We start from the raw sequence: 15,632 nt of genomic DNA, 5'->3' as shown, positions 1-15,632 counted from the left end.
CGCAACAGGAGCAGAACTCGATCGGCGAATTCCGCCGGGCCGGTGTCGCGCTCCTCGGCGGCCGGTTTCGATACCAGATACTAAACTATTGACTTCCTGTTTTTGAAGTGCGAATGTTCTATTCTGTTACCTACGAAGGGAGTTCAAGGATGACCACTGCGCTGTACACGGCTGAGGCGCACGTCACCGGTGGCCGCAACGGCCATGGGCGCACATCCGATGGGCGATTGGATCTGGACCTGCGCCAGCCCAAGGAACTGGGCGGAGACGGGGAGGGCGCAAATCCTGAGCAGCTCTTCGCGATCGGGTACGCCGCTTGTTTCGGCACGACACTCGGCCTGATCGGGCAGCGAGCCGAGCTCGAGGCGAACGACGCGCGCATCGACTCGGCGGTCTCACTGGTCCCGATCGACGGGGGCCGCTTCAAGCTCGGCGTCGAACTGCGCATCACGCTGCCCTCGGTCACCGAAGAACAGGCGATCGAACTGGTCGAAACCGCCCACCAGGTCTGCCCCTACTCCAACGCCACGCGAGACAACATCGATGTGGCACTGGTGGTCAACGGCACGCTGCTGTGACACCCGGCCTCGCCGGATTTGCACCAGCGCCTTCGTCGTCGACGGCTGGCCCCGGACCCTGCCTCCGCTGACATGGAGCAGATCACGCCGAAGTGGCGGGCAGGGATTCCCCCTTCTCCAGCGATTCAAGCGCGGCGCGAAAGGAAACGCACTGGGGGTGGGGTTCGGTAGCCGAAGGCTTTGATGAAGCGGGCGCCGACTTGGGCTCGGCTGGCCTCGAGGGCTTCGGCACCGACGGTGTTCATTACTCGATTGATGACGTTGAAAAGGGTTGCTACCCAAACGGCTTCGTCGAAGGCATCGGCGGTGACACCGGCCCGGCGGACCTTGTCTGCGTCGCCGGGAGTGAGGCCATCGGGGTTGCGGACCATTTTGCCGACGAATTCGAGCATGGCGCGGGCTTCGCGACGAAGGGGGGAATTATCGCCGTCAGCCAGGGCTTCGTCGACCTGATCGATGGATACATAGGCGCCCGCGATGCCGCGGTGGGCGGACTGGCAGAAGGGGCATTCATTGGACTGGGAGACCCGGGTAGCGAAGATTTCGCGTTCGGCGACGGTCCAGAACGACCGACCGCGCAGGGCGTCCTGGATGAGGTCGGACAGTGGGGTGCCGAAGTAGCGATGGCGGTAAAAGAGGACCTTGAGAACCGCGGGAACCTCGGCTCCGCTGAAGCGCTCCATGCATGCGAACATGGTTCGCGCCGGGCGCCCCTGGCGGGATTCGACTGCGTCGAGCCACATGTCAATGCCCTTCCCAGCAGCGGCGAGCGGCACGGTAACGGCGATCGGCGGCACCGTAGGCCGCGACGATCGCCGCCTCGAAGATCTCGTCGTCGCTGCGACCGGCCTCGGCGAGCGTGGTGATGTTCTTCTCGGTGATCCGATATGAGCGTTCGGCGACCAGATCGACGAAGGCGGCGAGCTCATCGGGGAGCGCGGCATTTCGGATCGCATCGCCTCGCGCTCGCGTGTCTGGACCCGTATCGCCCTGGCCCGCACCGTCTCCGGCCGAACCATCGGCCCGCGCCCGAATCAACCGCCGCACCTCGACCGGCAGCCGACCCGGCGCACTTTCCAAATGCGCGCCGAAGCCATCCCATTTCGAGCCCATAGAGCGCCGTGCCATGGCGTCATTCTTGCCGATCGACGGTGCTACCCGCTGGCAAAACGAAGATCAGATTCCGCCCTCGCCACCGAAATCCCGCCGCACGAAGTTGGGCCGCAGATCCGGCTCGGGTTCGTCGTAATACCGGTGGAAGGTCGGGGTAACACCCGATGAGATCGGCGGATTGACCCAGCTCCAGTCCGTCGGGCATTTCCGGCCCGCGGCCTGCTCACGGTTGACATGGTCGCAGAACTGTTTGGCAACGGTGTGATGGTCGACGATGTACACCCCCGACTTCCGGAAGCTGTGCAGCACTGCACGATTCAGTTCCACCAGCGCTCGATCGCGCCATAGTGAGCGTTCGGTCCTGGTGTCCAGACACATCATTTCGGCGATGAGCGGCAGCATGTTGTAGCGGGTGGTGTCGCTGAGATTGCGTGCGCCGATCTCGGCGCCCAGATACCAGCCGTTGAACGGCGCGAACGGGTAGGTGATGCCGCCGACCTCCAGGTTCATATTCGAAACCGCGGGCAGTGCGTGCCATTTCAGGCCGAGTCCGGCGAACCAGTCGAATTCGGGATGTTCCAACTCGACCTCGCGCGCCAACTCGGGCGGCACATCGAACCAGCGGATCGGCTCGTCCGGGGTGCTGATCAGCACCGGCAGGATGTCGAAGGGGGTGCCCGCGCCGCGCCAGCCGAGTTTCCTGGCGAATTCGGTGATCGCGATATTGGCGGCGTCGCCGGTCACCGTGCCGTCACCATTGCGGTACCCGGCGTAGCGGATGAGTTGTGGACTGACAATGCGGAATTCACGGCCGTCGGCCTGGCGCGGTGGTCCGACGGTGATCATCGATTGGATGGCGCCGCCATTGGTCGCCATGTGCAGGTGCTGCCAGCAGACCTCGGCGAGGTCGCGGGCCGAGCGCACCCGCCGTGCGTCGAGCAATTTCAGTGATCGCCAGTGTTTTCGCCCGACGCAGCGGGCGTGGTTGCGCCACGCGAGCTTGGCGCCGATGAGGATCTCCTCGGCGGTCTGCACGTAGCTGCCGGTTTGTTGGAGTTGTTCCAACGCGGTGCGGCGGCGTTGCGGGGACAGGTGCGCGAGTTCGGGCAATCGGAAGAACTCATCGCATTCCCGCATCCGCCTTTTCAGATCCAGGCCGAAAGGCTTTGTGTCAGCGGTGCGTTCGAGCGACACGACGGGTAACGCTTGGTTCACGGCATTTCTCCGGTCGGACATCAGGTACTGCGGCAACACAGACAGGCATTTGATCGAGCAGAGAATTTCGCGCGGAGCGCAACTGACACCGGGCCGGGCGGGCGGTCCGCGAGTTAGCCTCCACATTGCGGGATGCCCGAAAGCGAAAGGCTGATCATGAATCGGCGCCGAGCAGGCTGTCGGGTTGCCGTCCGCGCACACAGCGGCATGACCTGCCTGCTGATGTTTGCTGTCAACGATCATGCTCGTCCCGATCGACACCCGAAAAGGCCCGTGTAGAAGGGTAGGACCGGTGTGCTGGCCGTGTGCCTGAATTCGACGTATTGCCTGTTCGGAATCTGCCGACACACCGCAGGGCACCGGCAATTGTTTACCGATCCGCCCGAACCCGACCGACCTGTATGTTGCTGGCGCAGTATGGTTATTCGATCGGTCGTCCAGCAGCGAGGTCGGCTCGTGCGCAGCAGTGTCGGTATGTCGGCGACCATGCTGGCATTGCCTGTCATCGGCTGGGAAAGCGCTGATCGTCATCGGCCTGCTGAATCCGACTTCCCTACTGGTCTTTTGGCGGGTCTGCGGCCGCATGCGCCCCGGCGATTTCGACGAGGCGCAACTCGAGCGTGAACCGGACAGCCGTGCGCGGCAGCTGGATCCGGTCCGGCTGTTGGTTCGGGCTCGGCTGCGACACCGTGCCGAGGTCGGCCTGCAGGTGATCGCGAGCGGCGCGGTCGGTGGCACCGCTGATCGCGTGGATCGGGAATGCGGATCCGAGTGATCTCGGTTACATTGTCGCCGAGCCGTTCGTCGTCACCTGGGCAATCGCGGCGGGGGTGGGGCACTTCACCGGAGCAGAACCTCGCTGGCAGCGCAATCTCACCGCAGCGCAACCCGCAGCAGTGGCCCGAATCACATACTGACCGGCCTTTCCATCGCTGGAGCGTCCACCGTCGCACTTCTGGCAGGATGGTCGGCATGCTGTCTCGGCGCGAGGTGCGGCGTTGGGTCTCCAGCGCAATCGTGAGCGTTGCACTGATTGCCGGTGCGGCCGTGTTCGGGACACCGCACGGACTAGCCGCTCCCGGCGATGCCCGGCCCAATACCGGATCGGCGGATGGTCCGGATCCCGCGGCGCCGACCGTCCCCAACGTGCCGCCGCCCTCGATCGATCACATCGTGCCCATCAACGACAGATGGCTGCGGGTATGGGTGAACTCACCCGCGATGAGCCGGGCCGTCGAGGTGCAGGTGCTGCTCCCGCGCGACCAGACGCATCCGCGTCCCACCGTGTACATGCTCGACGGCCGCAGCGCCGAGGCGGAGAGCAATAACTGGACCACACTCGGGCACGCCGACCGGTTCTTCGAGGACAAGAACGTCAATGTGGTGCTGACGGTCGGCGGACCGGCCAGCTTCTACACCGACTGGAAGCGCCCGGATCCGGTGCTCGGCACCAATATGTGGGAGACCTTCCTGACGCGCGAGCTCCCGCCGCTCATCGACGCGAAGTTCAACGGCAACGGGCGCAACGCCATCATGGGCGTCTCGATGGGCGCCGAGGCCGCGATGATGCTGGCCTTCCGGCAGCCGAAGCTGTACACGGCGGTGGCCGGGCACAGTGGCTGCTTCTCCATGGGCACCGATTTCGGACAGGCGCAGGCCCGCGCGGTGGTGGCGACCTATGGCGGCACGCCGGACAATATGTTCGGCGATCAGCCCGATCCCGCCTGGCTCGACCACGACGTGCTGCTGCACGCGGAAGCGTTGCGCGGCAAGGCGATCTATCTGTCGGTCGGCAGCGGCCTGCCCGGCCGATACGACACCCTGGACAACCCGGATCTGGCCAGCACCGTCGGTTTCGGCGGTCCGCTAGAGGCCGCCACCAATCTGTGCACCCGCAGGCTGACCGATCGGCTCACCGCACTCGGGATTCCGGTGACCGCCACCTTCCGGGCGACCGGAACCCACTCATGGCCGTACTGGGCCGACGAGCTGGGCCAGTCGTGGCCGACGATCGCGCGGGCGCTGGGCATCTGAATCGTGCTGGGCATCTGAATCGTGCTGGGCGTCCGAGGCGTGCTGGGCGTCCGAGGCGTTCGGGTTCGAAGCGTCTCGACTAGCCGATGCCGAAGCGCGCCAACACATCCGGATCGGTAGCGAACCGCAGGAACTGCTCGTTCTCATGCGCATCACCGGTGGTCACCCGCACGCCGTCGGTGCCATACGGCCGCACCAGCACCCCCGCCTCCGCGCTCGCCTCGCCGTATTCGGCACTGCGCGCACCCAGCGGCAGCCACAGGAAGTTCGACTCGCTCGGCGGCACCGCATAGCCCGCCGCGAGCAGCGCGTCGCGCACCCGATCGCGTTCGATGACGAGAGTGTCGGTGCGGTCGAGCAGTTCGTGCCGCGCCTCCAGCGAGGCGATCGCGGCGGCCTGCGCGACCCGGTTCACGCTGAACGGGATGTGCACCTTCATCAGCGCCGTGATCACGGCCGGATCGCCGACCGCATAGCCCGCGCGCAGTCCGGCCAGACCGTAGGCCTTGGAGAAGGTCCGCAGCACAACAACATTGGGCCGGTGCCGCCCGAGTTCCACGCCATTCGGAAACTGCTCGGGGGCGAGCCGCATGTACTCGAAATACGCCTCGTCCAACACGATCAGCACCTGCTCCGGAATAGCGTCCAGGAAGCGCACCAGCTCGGCCTCACCGACCGCGGTGCCGGTCGGGTTGTTCGGATTGCAGACGAAGATCAGCTTGGTGCGCTCGGTGACCGCGGCGGCCATCGCATCCAGATCGTGCACATGCTCCGCGGTGAGCGGCACCCGCACGGCCGTCGCATTGCCGACCTGGGTGACGATCGGATACGCCTCGAACGAGCGCCAGGCGAAGAGCACCTCGTCGGTCGGTGCGTCACAGGTGATCTGCACCAATTCCTGACACAGCGCGACACTGCCGCAGCCGACCGCGACGTTCGCCGAAGAGACGCCGAGAAAGTCCGCGATGGCCGCGCGCAGTTCGGTGACCTGATTATCCGGATAGCGGTTCGCCAGTTCGGCGGCCTCGGCGATGGCCTTCGCGGCGGCCGGAAGCGGACCGAAGGTGGTCTCGTTGCTGGCGAGCTTGACCGCGCCTGGATGATTGCGGCCGGGGACGTACGCCGGGATCGAATCGAGGTCCGGCCGGATATGCGCTGTCACGCTTCAACCATATGCCGGGCATCGGAAATTCTGGGCGTCAGGGCCGCTCACGTGCAATTTCTCGCGAAGATCAGCAGATCCACCTACCCTGGTTCCATGTCGGGCATTTACGACGATATTGCGCCGCTACGTAGTCGCGACGAAATCATTTCCGGTTCGCAAGCACAACCATCGACCGAAGACCAGCGCCGGACCGCCGACACCCAGGTGCCCATCATGGTCGCCGAACCGGAGGGCAACGCGCGCGGCGGCATCGTGATGCTGCACGAGTCCCGGGAGTTCACCGGGTCATTGCTGGAACTCATGAAATCCCTGGCGACCGAGGGCTGGACGGTGGTCGCGCCCAATCTGTTCCACCGCGCGAACGGCGAACCCGCGCGCGAGGTATTCGGCGACGAACTCTTCGACGATTTCGACGCCTGTTTCGACTGGCTCACCCGCCGCGGCGTCTTCCCGGACTGCATCGGCGTGCTCGGCTTCGACCACGCGGGCACCGCCGCGTTCCTGGTCGCGACCAACCGCCCCGTCGGGGCCGCGGTCAGCGTCGCCGCCCCCGGCATCATCGAACCGCTCACCGATGAAGCCGACGCCCTCATCCGCGCGGCCCCGAACCTACAGGCGCCCTGGCTCGGCCTCTACGGCACCGACGATCCGGCCACCCCGCCCCAGCAGATCGACCAACTCCGCGATGCCACCGCCCGGGCCGCGGTCGCCAGCCTCGTCGTGACCTACCCCGGCCTGCACCGCCGCGCCGACCGATCCGGCGGCGACGAAGACTACGATCTCACCGATTCCCAGAGCCGGATCTTCGACTGGTTCGATAGCAATCTTCGGTGATTACCTGGCGTTTTGCGATCTGGACGTCGGCTACTGTAACCTTCCTGTTCGGCGGTTCGGAAAGGAACCGGTGCCCTCGAAGAGAAGGCTCCAGGAGGCGTGCCAGAGCGGCCGAATGGGACTCACTGCTAATGAGTTGTCCCTTCACGGGGACCGGAGGTTCAAATCCTCTCGCCTCCGCCACACCCCGGTTCGCCGGGCCACACAACTGAACACAGGCATGCGCCCGTAGCTCAACGGATAGAGCATCTGACTACGGATCAGAAGGTTAGGGGTTCGAATCCCTTCGGGCGCACACAGGTAGAAGGCCCCTTCCGAGGTACTTGGGAGGGGCCTTCTGGCATTTTTGACGACACCATTTGACGACATGGTCCCTCGAAGAGGCTGTCCATGCCGTTGACCGCGTCCTGCTGCACCTCATCGATCACGTCGGTGAGGTGCCCGTGGTCACGGTGATCGAGCTATGGCGCAAGATCCGCTGCACAGTCGATGCATCCACGTCCATCGTGAACAACAGCGTCGCGCACGAGTGCCGGAGGTTCGTGCAGCCGATCGGCCGGACACCCGCTCTCTTCACCAGAGCCTCGAATGCCCGATCGACGTTGCTCGGTTCCAGCGGAGTCCCCAGCGGGAGGTGCCACCAGCTTCGGCAGCAGTGGAACCGAGGACTCCGATGACTCCGACTTCATCTCGTGCACGCCCAGCGTTCCAACGATCCGGTACAGAGCCTGGTTGATGTCGACCTTGCCTTCGACCATGTTGACATCGCTCCAGCGCAGTCCCAGGGCCGCGGGGCGCCTTCAGCTGCACCCCGGTTCTGCAGCATCCAGCACCCTGGCCCTCCGGGTGAACTCAGCGCCAGCCCCGTCCCAAACGCCAAGACGATAAGGCGATCGCTCGACTGTAGTTGTCGACAACCTACGTCTGGTAAGTCGCGATCTGACCATCGGGAAGCACGCCTGATCGGAGCGCAAAGTCGATCACCCGCAGAGGTCGATTCCATACGGTGGGCCGTCAGCGTGTCGACACACGCGTCCTTCGGTACCGAAACACCTTGCGACGCTTTGTAACAGGGGCACGCCGTGGCACCCAGCGGGCCGCCGAAAAAGTGTGTGGCCTCTTCTACTGGGCGCGGGTCAGGCGCAGACGCGATTCAGTTCGTCGGTGTAGGAGGTGAGCTCTGTGACCTCGTCATCGATCAGCGCTCGAGCGTAGGCCGTGATGGCCTCCTTCTCGGCCCCTTGGGTGAAATTGGCCAGACCGGTCAGCCTCTCGGACAGGGCTGTCGCCGTCGCCTGGTCCAGGGTGCCGCCGCTCGTGTCGATTGCGATGTTGATCAGCTCTGTGGCCTTGGCGCAGCTCGGGGACTGGGCGTTCGCGGGCGCGGCTGGAAGGAAGAGCAGAGCGGCAGCAGCCGCGGAGAGCGCGGTGGCGACGGACAACGACTTGGTCATGGTTCCCCTCGGGTATGAGTAAAGAGCGTCGCCCATTATCCACACCTCCTTCCTGGGCGCAGTGTGTGGACCAAGTCCACCGCGCCTCAGCCCGAGGTGCTCCGCCCTACGTGATCCCGCCGACAAGATGCTCTGAACCGCAACATCTTCGGGCAATCCGCCAATCGGCCCCGGGCGACAGCCACGACCGACGGCGATCAGGCCGCTCGACGACACCTATGACGCGCTGTCGATCGTGGATTCCATCTGCACCTCGAACGCGGGGTGACCCGGGCCGCGTGCCGATGGGTTGGTAGCGGGCGGAGCCCGGCGCTCGATTCAGCCACCGAGGTCATCTTCGTGATCGAAACCAACTCGATGAGAACGGTTGTCACCGTGACCAGCGCTGCCAGGGCGCCAGGCGATGCGACGATCTCGACCAGACCTCGATGCAGGCGTGGGACGAGCAATCGACGAAAACTGTTGCGGAGACGGAGGGATTTGAACCCCCGGTCGCTCTCGCGACGCTCGCTTTCAAGGCGAGTGCATTCGGCCGCTCTGCCACGTCTCCAGGCCAACGAGCGTACCCGGCGGGCCGGGGTGCTCGTCGAGGGGTGGTGTGCCGGGTCAGTCGGCGCCGCCGCCGATCTCGTTGTCGACTCGGGCGAATACCTCGCCGACCACGTCGAGCTGCTGGGAATCGAGCAGGTCGATGAAGTTGCGGCGGACGGCCTCGACGTGGCCGGGGGCGGCGGCCTCCAGGCGACGCACGCCTTCGTCGGTGAGTTCGGCGAGTACGCCGCGGCCGTCCTCGAGGCAGGTGTTGCGCCGGACCATCCGCTGTGACTCCAAGCGGCGGATCTGGTGGGTGAGCCGACTGCGCGAGGAAAGCACGCCGTCGGCCAGTTCGCTCATGCGCAGTGAACGGTCGGGAGCCTCGGACAACAGGACGAGGATCCGGTACTCGGCGAGGGTGAGATCGGAATCGCGTTGCAGCTGGCGGTTCAGCGCCGTCGCCAAGCGCTGGTTGCCATCCATATACGCCCGCCAGGCACGTTGCTGCGATGCTGAGAGCCATCGCGGCTCAACGGGCGCGATGCTGCTCGTTTCGGGTTGCACGATACCTATTCTAAGCCCGCCTGAACTGGGAAAACGGATCCCCGAAATCACTTGGACATGTGATCAAACCAACTCGGTGAGCTGCCCCTGGTCGCATTCGCCATGCGACTGGGTGCGAGCACTTGGCGGCTAGCGCCTCAGCGCAATTGTCGCGATCAGCGAGCGAGCTCGGCCGGGCTCGCACATCCGGACAACCCCATGGCGGCATCGAAGTCCGCGAGCAACACCCGCAGCGCGTGCCGCACCCCCTCGCGACCCGCGATGCCGAGAACGTACGCCCACGGCCGCCCGTAGAGCACCGCCTTCGCGCCCAGCACCAGCGCGATGAGCATGTCCGAGCCGGTGCGGATGCCGGAGTCGAACAGCACATCGGCGCGATCGCCGACGGTGGCGACCACGGCGGGCAGGCGTCGAGCGCGCCGTCCCACCTGACGGCCGCCGTGATTGCTGACGACCCCGCGTACGCGCCAGCGTCCAACCACCTGGCGGCGGTCGTCCGGATGCAGGATGCCCCTTCACCGCGATGGGCAGCTCGGTCCATTCCCGCAGGTGGGCCAGGTCGGCGGGGCGCAATGCGTGATTGCCGACAGGCCGAGCCAGGTGCGGATCGCGGCCTCGCTGTGCTGCCGCGGCGTCGCGAGCTTCGCGCGGAATACCCGATCCGACAGGTAGTTGGCTATGCCCTTGCCCTGCAGGAACGGCAGATGCGCCAGCTCGAGATCGCGCGTCCGCGAGCCCAGGCTCAGGGTATCGACGGTGACGACGATCGCCGCCGGGAGCGCTAGTCCCCGACCCTCATTTCCGCAGCGTGCTCGCCGTATTTCCGCCCGGCGAACCGGGTTTGCCGTGGTTCGGGTGCGGGCGCGCGGTGTCCGGGGCAGGATGGGGCGGTGCGCGCTATCAAGCTGAACGGGTTCGGTGGACCCGAGGTGATGGAGTGGGGCGAGGCGGCCGATCCGGTGCCGGGGCACGGCGAGGTGCTGATCGAGGTCGCCGCCGCGGGGGTCAATCGCGCGGACCTCTTGCAGCGGCAGGGGTTCTATCCGCCACCGCCCGGGGCCAGCGAGGTCATGGGGTTGGAGTGCTCGGGTGTCATCGCCGAGGTCGGTGACGGCGTGCGGGAGTGGCAGGTCGGCGAACAGGTGTGCGCGCTGCTGTCCGGCGGCGGATATGCGGAAAAGGTCGTGGTCGCCGCGACCCAAGTGCTCGCGGTGCCCGATGGGCTCGATCTCGCCGCCGCGGCGGCACTGCCCGAGGCGGCCGCGACGGTCTGGTCGAATCTCGCGATGACCGCCGGACTGCATGCCGGGCAGCTGGTGTTGATCCACGGCGGTGGCAGCGGTATCGGCACCCACGCCATTCAGGTCGCGGTGAGCCAGGGCGCGCGCGTCGCGGTGACCGCGGGCTCGACCGAGAAGCTGAAGCAGTGCCGCGAATTGGGCGCGAGCGTGCTGATCAATTACCGCGAGGACGATTTCGTGGCCGCGATCCGCGCCGAGGAGTCCGGCGCCGGCGGTCCGGGCGCGGATATCATTCTCGACATCATGGGCGCCGCCTATCTCGCACGCAATGTCGAGGCGCTGGCCCAGCACGGCCACCTGGTGGTGATCGGCATGCAGGGCGGGGTCACCGCCGAGCTGAATCTCGGTGCGCTGCTGGCCAAATGGGGCACGATTCACGCCAATAACGTTCGCAACCGGCCCACCACCGGCACCGATAGCAAGGCCAGCATCATCGCCGAACTGAACCGCCACGTCTGGCCGCTGATCGCCGACGGCACGATAGTTCCGGTGGTGCATGCCGAACTGCCGATCACCGAAGCCGCCGAGGCCCACCGTCTGCTCGACTCCGCCGAAACCTTCGGCAAGGTGGTCCTGAACGTCAAGGACGTCTAGTCACTCCAGCGCGGCGAGGGCGCGGCCGAGCTGGTCGATTTCGAATTTCGTTGTGTACGGGGCCAAACCGATAGTTACCGCGCCGCCCTCGTCATTGACGCCGAGGGCGTCGAGCAGGCGGCTGCCGCCGTGCACACCGCTGACGGTGCCGATGCGGGCATCGGCGAGTTTGGCGGCGACCTTCTCGGCCTGCATGCCCGCCAAGGTGAAGCTGACGGTCGGAATGCGGGTGGAGGCGCGGCCGATCACGGTCAGGTTGGCGATCTTGTCGAGCACATCCATCAGGTGCTCGAAGAGTTGATCGTGGTAGTCCTGCAGCGAGGTAATGGAGATTTCGAGCCGCTCGCGGCGCGTGCCCTTGGCACGTTCGTCGAGGCCGGCGAGGAAATCGATGGAGGTGGTCAGCCCGGCCAGCAGTGCGTACTGATGGCCGCCGACCTCGAGGCGCTCGGCGCCCTTGGCGTAGGGGTTCAATGACATCGACGGAATCCGGTCCAGGAAGGCAGGATCGCGGAAGACCAGCGCGCCGATCTGGGGACCACCCCATGCGGGCGCGCTCAACGCGACCACATCGGCATTGAGTTCGTCGATATCAATGAGGGCATAGGGGGCGGCGCCGAAGCAGTCGGCCACGAGCAACCCACCCACCTCGTGCACCCGATCCGCCGCGACGCGCACCGCGGGCGCGGAGCCGACGATCGGCGATGCGGCGGTCAGCGCCACCAGCCGGGCGGTCGGACCGATCAGTTCCTCGAACTGCCACGACGGCATCTCACAGGTCTCGATCTCCACCTCGGCCCAGCGCACATGGGCGCCGTAGCGATTCGCGATCCGCAACCACGGCGCGACATTGGCCTCATCGTCCAACCGCGACAGCACGATCCCGGTGCCGAGGCCGAGGCGCGAACTCAGCGACTCCGCCAACCAGGCCAGCAGCACCGCGCGGTCCGGCCCGAGCACGACACCCGCCGGATCACCGCCGACCAGATCCGCGACGGCCTCGCGGGCCGCCTCCAGAATCGCGGCACTGCGCACGGCGGCGCCGTTGCGGCCGATATGAGAAAACGAGGAGGTTCGGAAACCTGTTGATACGGCACGAGATACCGAATCCGGGACCAGCATTCCGGCCTGCGGGTCGAGATGGATCCAACCGTCGCCCAGGGACGGTATCAGGCCCCGCACCCTCGCGACGTCGTATGTCATGTTGGCCACTCTAAGGGCAGCGGGCGAGCCTGGGTAACCGCGTTCCCCCTCACCGGCGGGCGGGGGTGCAGTGAACTGGGACTCAGCATGGCAACCGACTTTCAGCAAAATCCGAACCACACGACCCGAACAGAATAGACGTCGCCTCGCGGCCGCGGCACCGACCCGGCGACCTCATCGAAGGCGACCGACTTAGCGCGTTCGCGGGGAACGCGACATGATGGGGACCATGACGCAATCGGACGGAGCACCGGAATCCATTGTCGTGATCGGACCCGACGGCAGGCCGCTGGCCATCCCGGTGGAGTCCGGCTCGGACACGCCCTTCACCGCGCAGGTCGTGACCGACGGCGACGAGAAATCCGGCAATTCGGACGAAAAGGAAGATGCCGAGGAATCGCTGGCCGATATGGTCGAGCAGCCCGCCAAGGTCATGCGCATCGGCACCATGATCAAGCAGCTGCTGGAGGAGGTGCGCGCGGCTCCGCTGGACGACGCCAGCCGCACCCGGTTGCGCGAGATCCACAAATCCTCGGTGCGCGAGCTCGAACAGGGTCTGGCCCCGGAACTGCGCGAGGAGCTCGAGCGGCTCACGCTGCCGTTCACCGATGACGCCGTCCCCTCCGATGCCGAACTGCGCATCGCCCAGGCCCAGCTCGTGGGCTGGTTGGAGGGCCTGTTCCACGGCATTCAGACGGCGCTGTTCGCGCAGCAGATGGCGGCGCGGGCGCAGTTGGAGCAGATGCGTCAGGGGGCGCTGCCGCCCGGCATCCACGCGACCGACCCGCGCGGGAACCCGGCGACCGGCGGGTCCGGACAATATCTCTGAGCCTCGCCGCGCCCGGCCAGCGTGTGCCAGCCGGATCGGTCGGAATTTACGAGGGTAGTGTCGAGCACCGTGCCGTCCGCTGCCGCTCGCCCCGACTCGGTTACCGATGTGAATACGGCGCATCCCGAAGACAGCCCGGATCGTCCTGAAGAGAGTTCAGTGCGTTCAGATACCAGCCATGCACGTTCCGACGAGAGTCCCGAAGCCGTGCGACCTGACGAGAACACCGCAGCCGCGGATGAGAACCCGGTCGATCAGCCGACCGAACAAGCCGATGACGCGCAGTCCGCGGCGATCGAAACACCGATCGTCTCGGACTCGCAGACCTTCGGGCGCGCGTTCAGCGACTTCCGCGGCGGCTTCGCCCAGCGTGAGCTCTGGCTGTCCCTGGGCTGGCAGGACATCAAACAGCGCTACCGCCGGTCGGTGCTCGGTCCGTTCTGGATCACCATCGCGACCGGTGTGCAGGCCGCCGCGATCGGCATTCTGTACGCGGCGCTGCTCGATCAGTCGATCAAGGACTATCTGCCGTATGTGGCCGTCGGCATCATCGTCTGGAATGTGATCCAGGCCAGCATTCTCGAGGGCTCGGAGGTGTTCATCGCCAATGAGGGGCTGATCAAACAGCTGCCCTCGGCGCTGAGCGTGCACGTCTACCGCCTGGTCTGGCGGCAGCTGCTGTTCTTCGCGCACAACATGCTGATCTATCTGGTGGTGCTGGTCGCCTTCGGCGTCTGGGAAAAACTGCACTGGACCGCGATTTTCGCCATTCCCGCGCTGGGGCTGGTGTTCCTGAACGCGATGTGGGTCTCGATCGTGTTCGGCATCTTCAGCACCCGCTACCGCGATATCGCACCGATCCTCGGCAGCCTCACGCTGATGCTTTTCGTGCTGACCCCGGTCATGTGGAATACGAAAAGTCTGCAGTCGCAGGGCGGTCAGGTGAGCGAACGCGCGAAGCTGGCCGAAATCGTGCCGACCTTCCACTATCTGGAGATCGTCCGCGCGCCGCTGCTCGGTGACGATCAGCATCTGTATCACTGGGTGATCGTCGGCGCCATCACCGTGGTCGGCTGGATCGTGGCGATCTTCGCCATGAAGCAGTACCGTTCGCGCGTGCCGTACTGGGTATAGGAGATCGGGCCCGATGACCGACCATGTGAGTATCGAAACCCGCCAGGCGTGGGTCGAATTCCCGATCTTCGACGCCAAATCGCGGTCACTGAAAAAGGCGTTTCTCGGCAAGGCGGGCGGTGCGATCGGCCGCAATCAGTCCGATGTCGTGGTGGTGGAGGCGCTGCGCGACATCACCCTTTCGCTGAAGGAGGGCGACCGAGTCGGCCTGGTCGGGCACAACGGCGCGGGCAAATCGACACTGCTGCGGCTGCTCTCGGGAATCTATGAACCCTCCCGCGGCAGTGCGCGCATCCGCGGCCGGGTGGCGCCGGTATTCGACCTCGGCGTCGGCATGGATCCGGAGATCTCCGGCTACGAGAACATCATCATCCGCGGGCTTTTCCTCGGGCAGACGCGCAAGCAGATGCTGTCGAAGATCGATGAGATCGCCGATTTCACCGAACTCGGTGAATATCTGTCCATGCCGCTGCGCACCTATTCCACGGGTATGCGGGTGCGGCTCGCGATGGGCGTGGTGACCTCGATCGATCCGGAGATCCTGCTGCTCGACGAGGGTATCGGCGCGGTGGACGCCGAATTCATGAAGAAGGCCCGGCTCCGGTTGCAATCACTGGTGGCCCGCTCGGGCATCCTGGTATTCGCCAGCCATTCCAACGAATTTCTCGCCCAGCTCTGCGATACCGCCATGTGGGTCGACCACGGGCAGATCCGCCTGCGCGGCGGTATCGAAGAAGTGGTGCGTGCCTATGAGGGCCCCGAGGCGGGCAATCATGTGGCCACCGTGCTGCGGGAAATGGAAGCGGAACGGACAATGGGAACCGAGCGAGAATTGGAGCGGAATCAGGCATGAGTGAGCCGACCGGGCAGAACGCCCCGATCGACGCGGGGCGCGAGACCCCGATCGACTCCGTGCCACAAGACTCCGACGCGCCGACCTCGAGCGCCCCCACGTCACACGATGCAGCACCGCGGCCCGCAGCCGATGCGGCAGCGCAATCCACAAATGCCCCGGAGCCTCACCCCGCGAACGACCAGGCGCTGCAAATCCCACACGACCCCGCCGACGACTCCGACGAC

17 protein-coding genes and 3 tRNA genes are annotated in these 15,632 nt (G+C 65.7%); 10 read left to right on the top strand and 10 right to left on the bottom strand.

Annotated features, from left to right (window positions below):
* The first annotated feature begins 149 nt into the window (after positions 1-149).
* Positions 150-578, top strand: a complete 429-nt coding sequence (locus ACQP0C_RS01515) for an organic hydroperoxide resistance protein (RefSeq protein WP_433729838.1) — start codon at positions 150-152, stop codon at positions 576-578.
* A 125-nt stretch (positions 579-703) separates the two neighbouring features.
* On the opposite strand, the gene ACQP0C_RS01510 is transcribed toward ACQP0C_RS01515, so the two are convergent.
* Genes ACQP0C_RS01510 through ACQP0C_RS01500 form a run of 3 tightly spaced genes read right to left on the bottom strand, consistent with a single transcriptional unit; the run spans position 704 to position 2,828 of the window.
* Positions 704-1,354 carry a carboxymuconolactone decarboxylase family protein gene (locus tag ACQP0C_RS01510; RefSeq protein ID WP_433729836.1) on the bottom strand — a complete coding sequence of 217 codons (651 nt, stop codon included), beginning with the start codon at positions 1,352-1,354 and terminating at the stop codon, positions 704-706.
* Entirely contained in the window at positions 1,323-1,706 is a 384-nt protein-coding gene (locus tag ACQP0C_RS01505) for a hypothetical protein (protein ID WP_433729834.1), read from the bottom strand. The genes ACQP0C_RS01510 and ACQP0C_RS01505 overlap by 32 nt, the downstream gene beginning before the upstream one ends.
* 48 nt (positions 1,707-1,754) lie before the next feature.
* Positions 1,755-2,828 carry a nitric oxide synthase oxygenase gene (locus ACQP0C_RS01500; RefSeq protein ID WP_433734827.1) on the bottom strand — a complete coding sequence of 358 codons (1,074 nt, stop codon included), beginning with the start codon at positions 2,826-2,828 and terminating at the stop codon, positions 1,755-1,757.
* Positions 2,829-3,489: 661 nt separating this feature from the next.
* On the opposite strand from ACQP0C_RS01500, the gene ACQP0C_RS01495 reads away from it, so the two are divergent.
* Both ACQP0C_RS01495 and ACQP0C_RS01490 read left to right on the top strand, forming a co-directional pair.
* Positions 3,490-3,681, top strand: coding sequence for a hypothetical protein (locus tag ACQP0C_RS01495; RefSeq protein ID WP_433729832.1), 192 nt, complete (start codon positions 3,490-3,492; stop codon positions 3,679-3,681).
* Between the two features lie 242 nt (positions 3,682-3,923).
* On the top strand, positions 3,924-4,940 hold the full coding sequence (locus ACQP0C_RS01490; protein WP_433729830.1) for an alpha/beta hydrolase: 1,017 nt from the start codon (positions 3,924-3,926) through the stop codon (positions 4,938-4,940).
* Between the two features lie 79 nt (positions 4,941-5,019).
* Here the strand turns inward: ACQP0C_RS01490 and hisC are convergent, their stop codons facing one another.
* Positions 5,020-6,102 (bottom strand): histidinol-phosphate transaminase, encoded by a 1,083-nt coding sequence (hisC, locus tag ACQP0C_RS01485; protein ID WP_433729828.1) that lies wholly within the window; start codon positions 6,100-6,102, stop codon positions 5,020-5,022.
* Positions 6,103-6,198: 96 nt separating this feature from the next.
* Here hisC and ACQP0C_RS01480 point away from each other — a divergent pair, with 96 nt between their 5' ends.
* From ACQP0C_RS01480 to ACQP0C_RS01470, 3 genes are all read left to right on the top strand, one after another.
* Positions 6,199-6,939: a dienelactone hydrolase family protein gene (locus ACQP0C_RS01480; RefSeq protein WP_433729826.1), complete on the top strand. Its 741-nt coding sequence runs from the start codon at positions 6,199-6,201 to the stop codon at positions 6,937-6,939.
* A 93-nt stretch (positions 6,940-7,032) separates the two neighbouring features.
* Positions 7,033-7,122 (top strand) — tRNA-Ser (locus tag ACQP0C_RS01475).
* Between the two features lie 39 nt (positions 7,123-7,161).
* A tRNA-Arg gene (locus tag ACQP0C_RS01470) sits at positions 7,162-7,234 on the top strand.
* A 129-nt stretch (positions 7,235-7,363) separates the two neighbouring features.
* Here ACQP0C_RS01470 and ACQP0C_RS01465 read toward each other — a convergent pair.
* The 5 genes from ACQP0C_RS01465 to ACQP0C_RS01445 all read right to left on the bottom strand — a co-directional run bounded on the left by ACQP0C_RS01465 (position 7,364) and on the right by ACQP0C_RS01445 (position 9,997).
* Positions 7,364-7,555, bottom strand: a complete 192-nt coding sequence (locus tag ACQP0C_RS01465) for a tyrosine-type recombinase/integrase (protein WP_433734826.1) — start codon at positions 7,553-7,555, stop codon at positions 7,364-7,366.
* A gap of 520 nt (positions 7,556-8,075) precedes the next feature.
* On the bottom strand, positions 8,076-8,393 hold the full coding sequence (locus tag ACQP0C_RS01460) for a hypothetical protein (protein ID WP_433729824.1): 318 nt from the start codon (positions 8,391-8,393) through the stop codon (positions 8,076-8,078).
* 465 nt (positions 8,394-8,858) lie between these two features.
* Positions 8,859-8,943, bottom strand: a tRNA-Ser gene (locus ACQP0C_RS01455).
* Positions 8,944-8,999: 56 nt separating this feature from the next.
* Positions 9,000-9,491, bottom strand: a complete 492-nt coding sequence (locus tag ACQP0C_RS01450) for a MarR family winged helix-turn-helix transcriptional regulator (RefSeq protein ID WP_433729822.1) — start codon at positions 9,489-9,491, stop codon at positions 9,000-9,002.
* A 155-nt stretch (positions 9,492-9,646) separates the two neighbouring features.
* Positions 9,647-9,997 (bottom strand): alpha-hydroxy-acid oxidizing protein, encoded by a 351-nt coding sequence (locus ACQP0C_RS01445; protein ID WP_433734825.1) that lies wholly within the window; start codon positions 9,995-9,997, stop codon positions 9,647-9,649.
* Positions 9,998-10,381: 384 nt separating this feature from the next.
* On the opposite strand from ACQP0C_RS01445, the gene ACQP0C_RS01440 reads away from it, so the two are divergent.
* A complete protein-coding gene (locus tag ACQP0C_RS01440; protein ID WP_433729820.1) occupies positions 10,382-11,386 on the top strand; it encodes an NAD(P)H-quinone oxidoreductase in 1,005 nt (334 codons plus the stop codon).
* On the opposite strand, the gene ACQP0C_RS01435 is transcribed toward ACQP0C_RS01440, so the two are convergent.
* The gene (locus ACQP0C_RS01435; protein ID WP_433729818.1) at positions 11,387-12,589 is read right to left on the bottom strand and encodes a cysteine desulfurase-like protein; all 1,203 of its coding nucleotides are present in this window, start codon (positions 12,587-12,589) and stop codon (positions 11,387-11,389) included.
* 229 nt (positions 12,590-12,818) lie between these two features.
* Between ACQP0C_RS01435 and ACQP0C_RS01430 the strand changes: the two genes are divergently transcribed.
* The 3 genes from ACQP0C_RS01430 to wzt all read left to right on the top strand — a co-directional run bounded on the left by ACQP0C_RS01430 (position 12,819) and on the right by wzt (position 15,405).
* A complete protein-coding gene (locus ACQP0C_RS01430; RefSeq protein ID WP_433729816.1) occupies positions 12,819-13,418 on the top strand; it encodes a bacterial proteasome activator family protein in 600 nt (199 codons plus the stop codon).
* A 294-nt stretch (positions 13,419-13,712) separates the two neighbouring features.
* Positions 13,713-14,552 carry a galactan export ABC transporter permease subunit Wzm/RfbD gene (gene wzm / locus ACQP0C_RS01425; protein WP_433685969.1) on the top strand — a complete coding sequence of 280 codons (840 nt, stop codon included), beginning with the start codon at positions 13,713-13,715 and terminating at the stop codon, positions 14,550-14,552.
* 13 nt (positions 14,553-14,565) lie between these two features.
* Positions 14,566-15,405, top strand: a complete 840-nt coding sequence (gene wzt, locus ACQP0C_RS01420; RefSeq protein WP_433681890.1) for a galactan export ABC transporter ATP-binding subunit Wzt/RfbE — start codon at positions 14,566-14,568, stop codon at positions 15,403-15,405.
* Positions 15,406-15,632 lie beyond the last annotated feature (227 nt).

Source organism: Nocardia sp. CA-129566, assembly GCF_050956075.1.
GTDB lineage: Bacteria > Actinomycetota > Actinomycetes > Mycobacteriales > Mycobacteriaceae > Nocardia.
The sequence above is the reverse complement of the archived record's forward strand: the minus strand, read 5'-3'. Positions and strand labels throughout refer to the sequence as shown.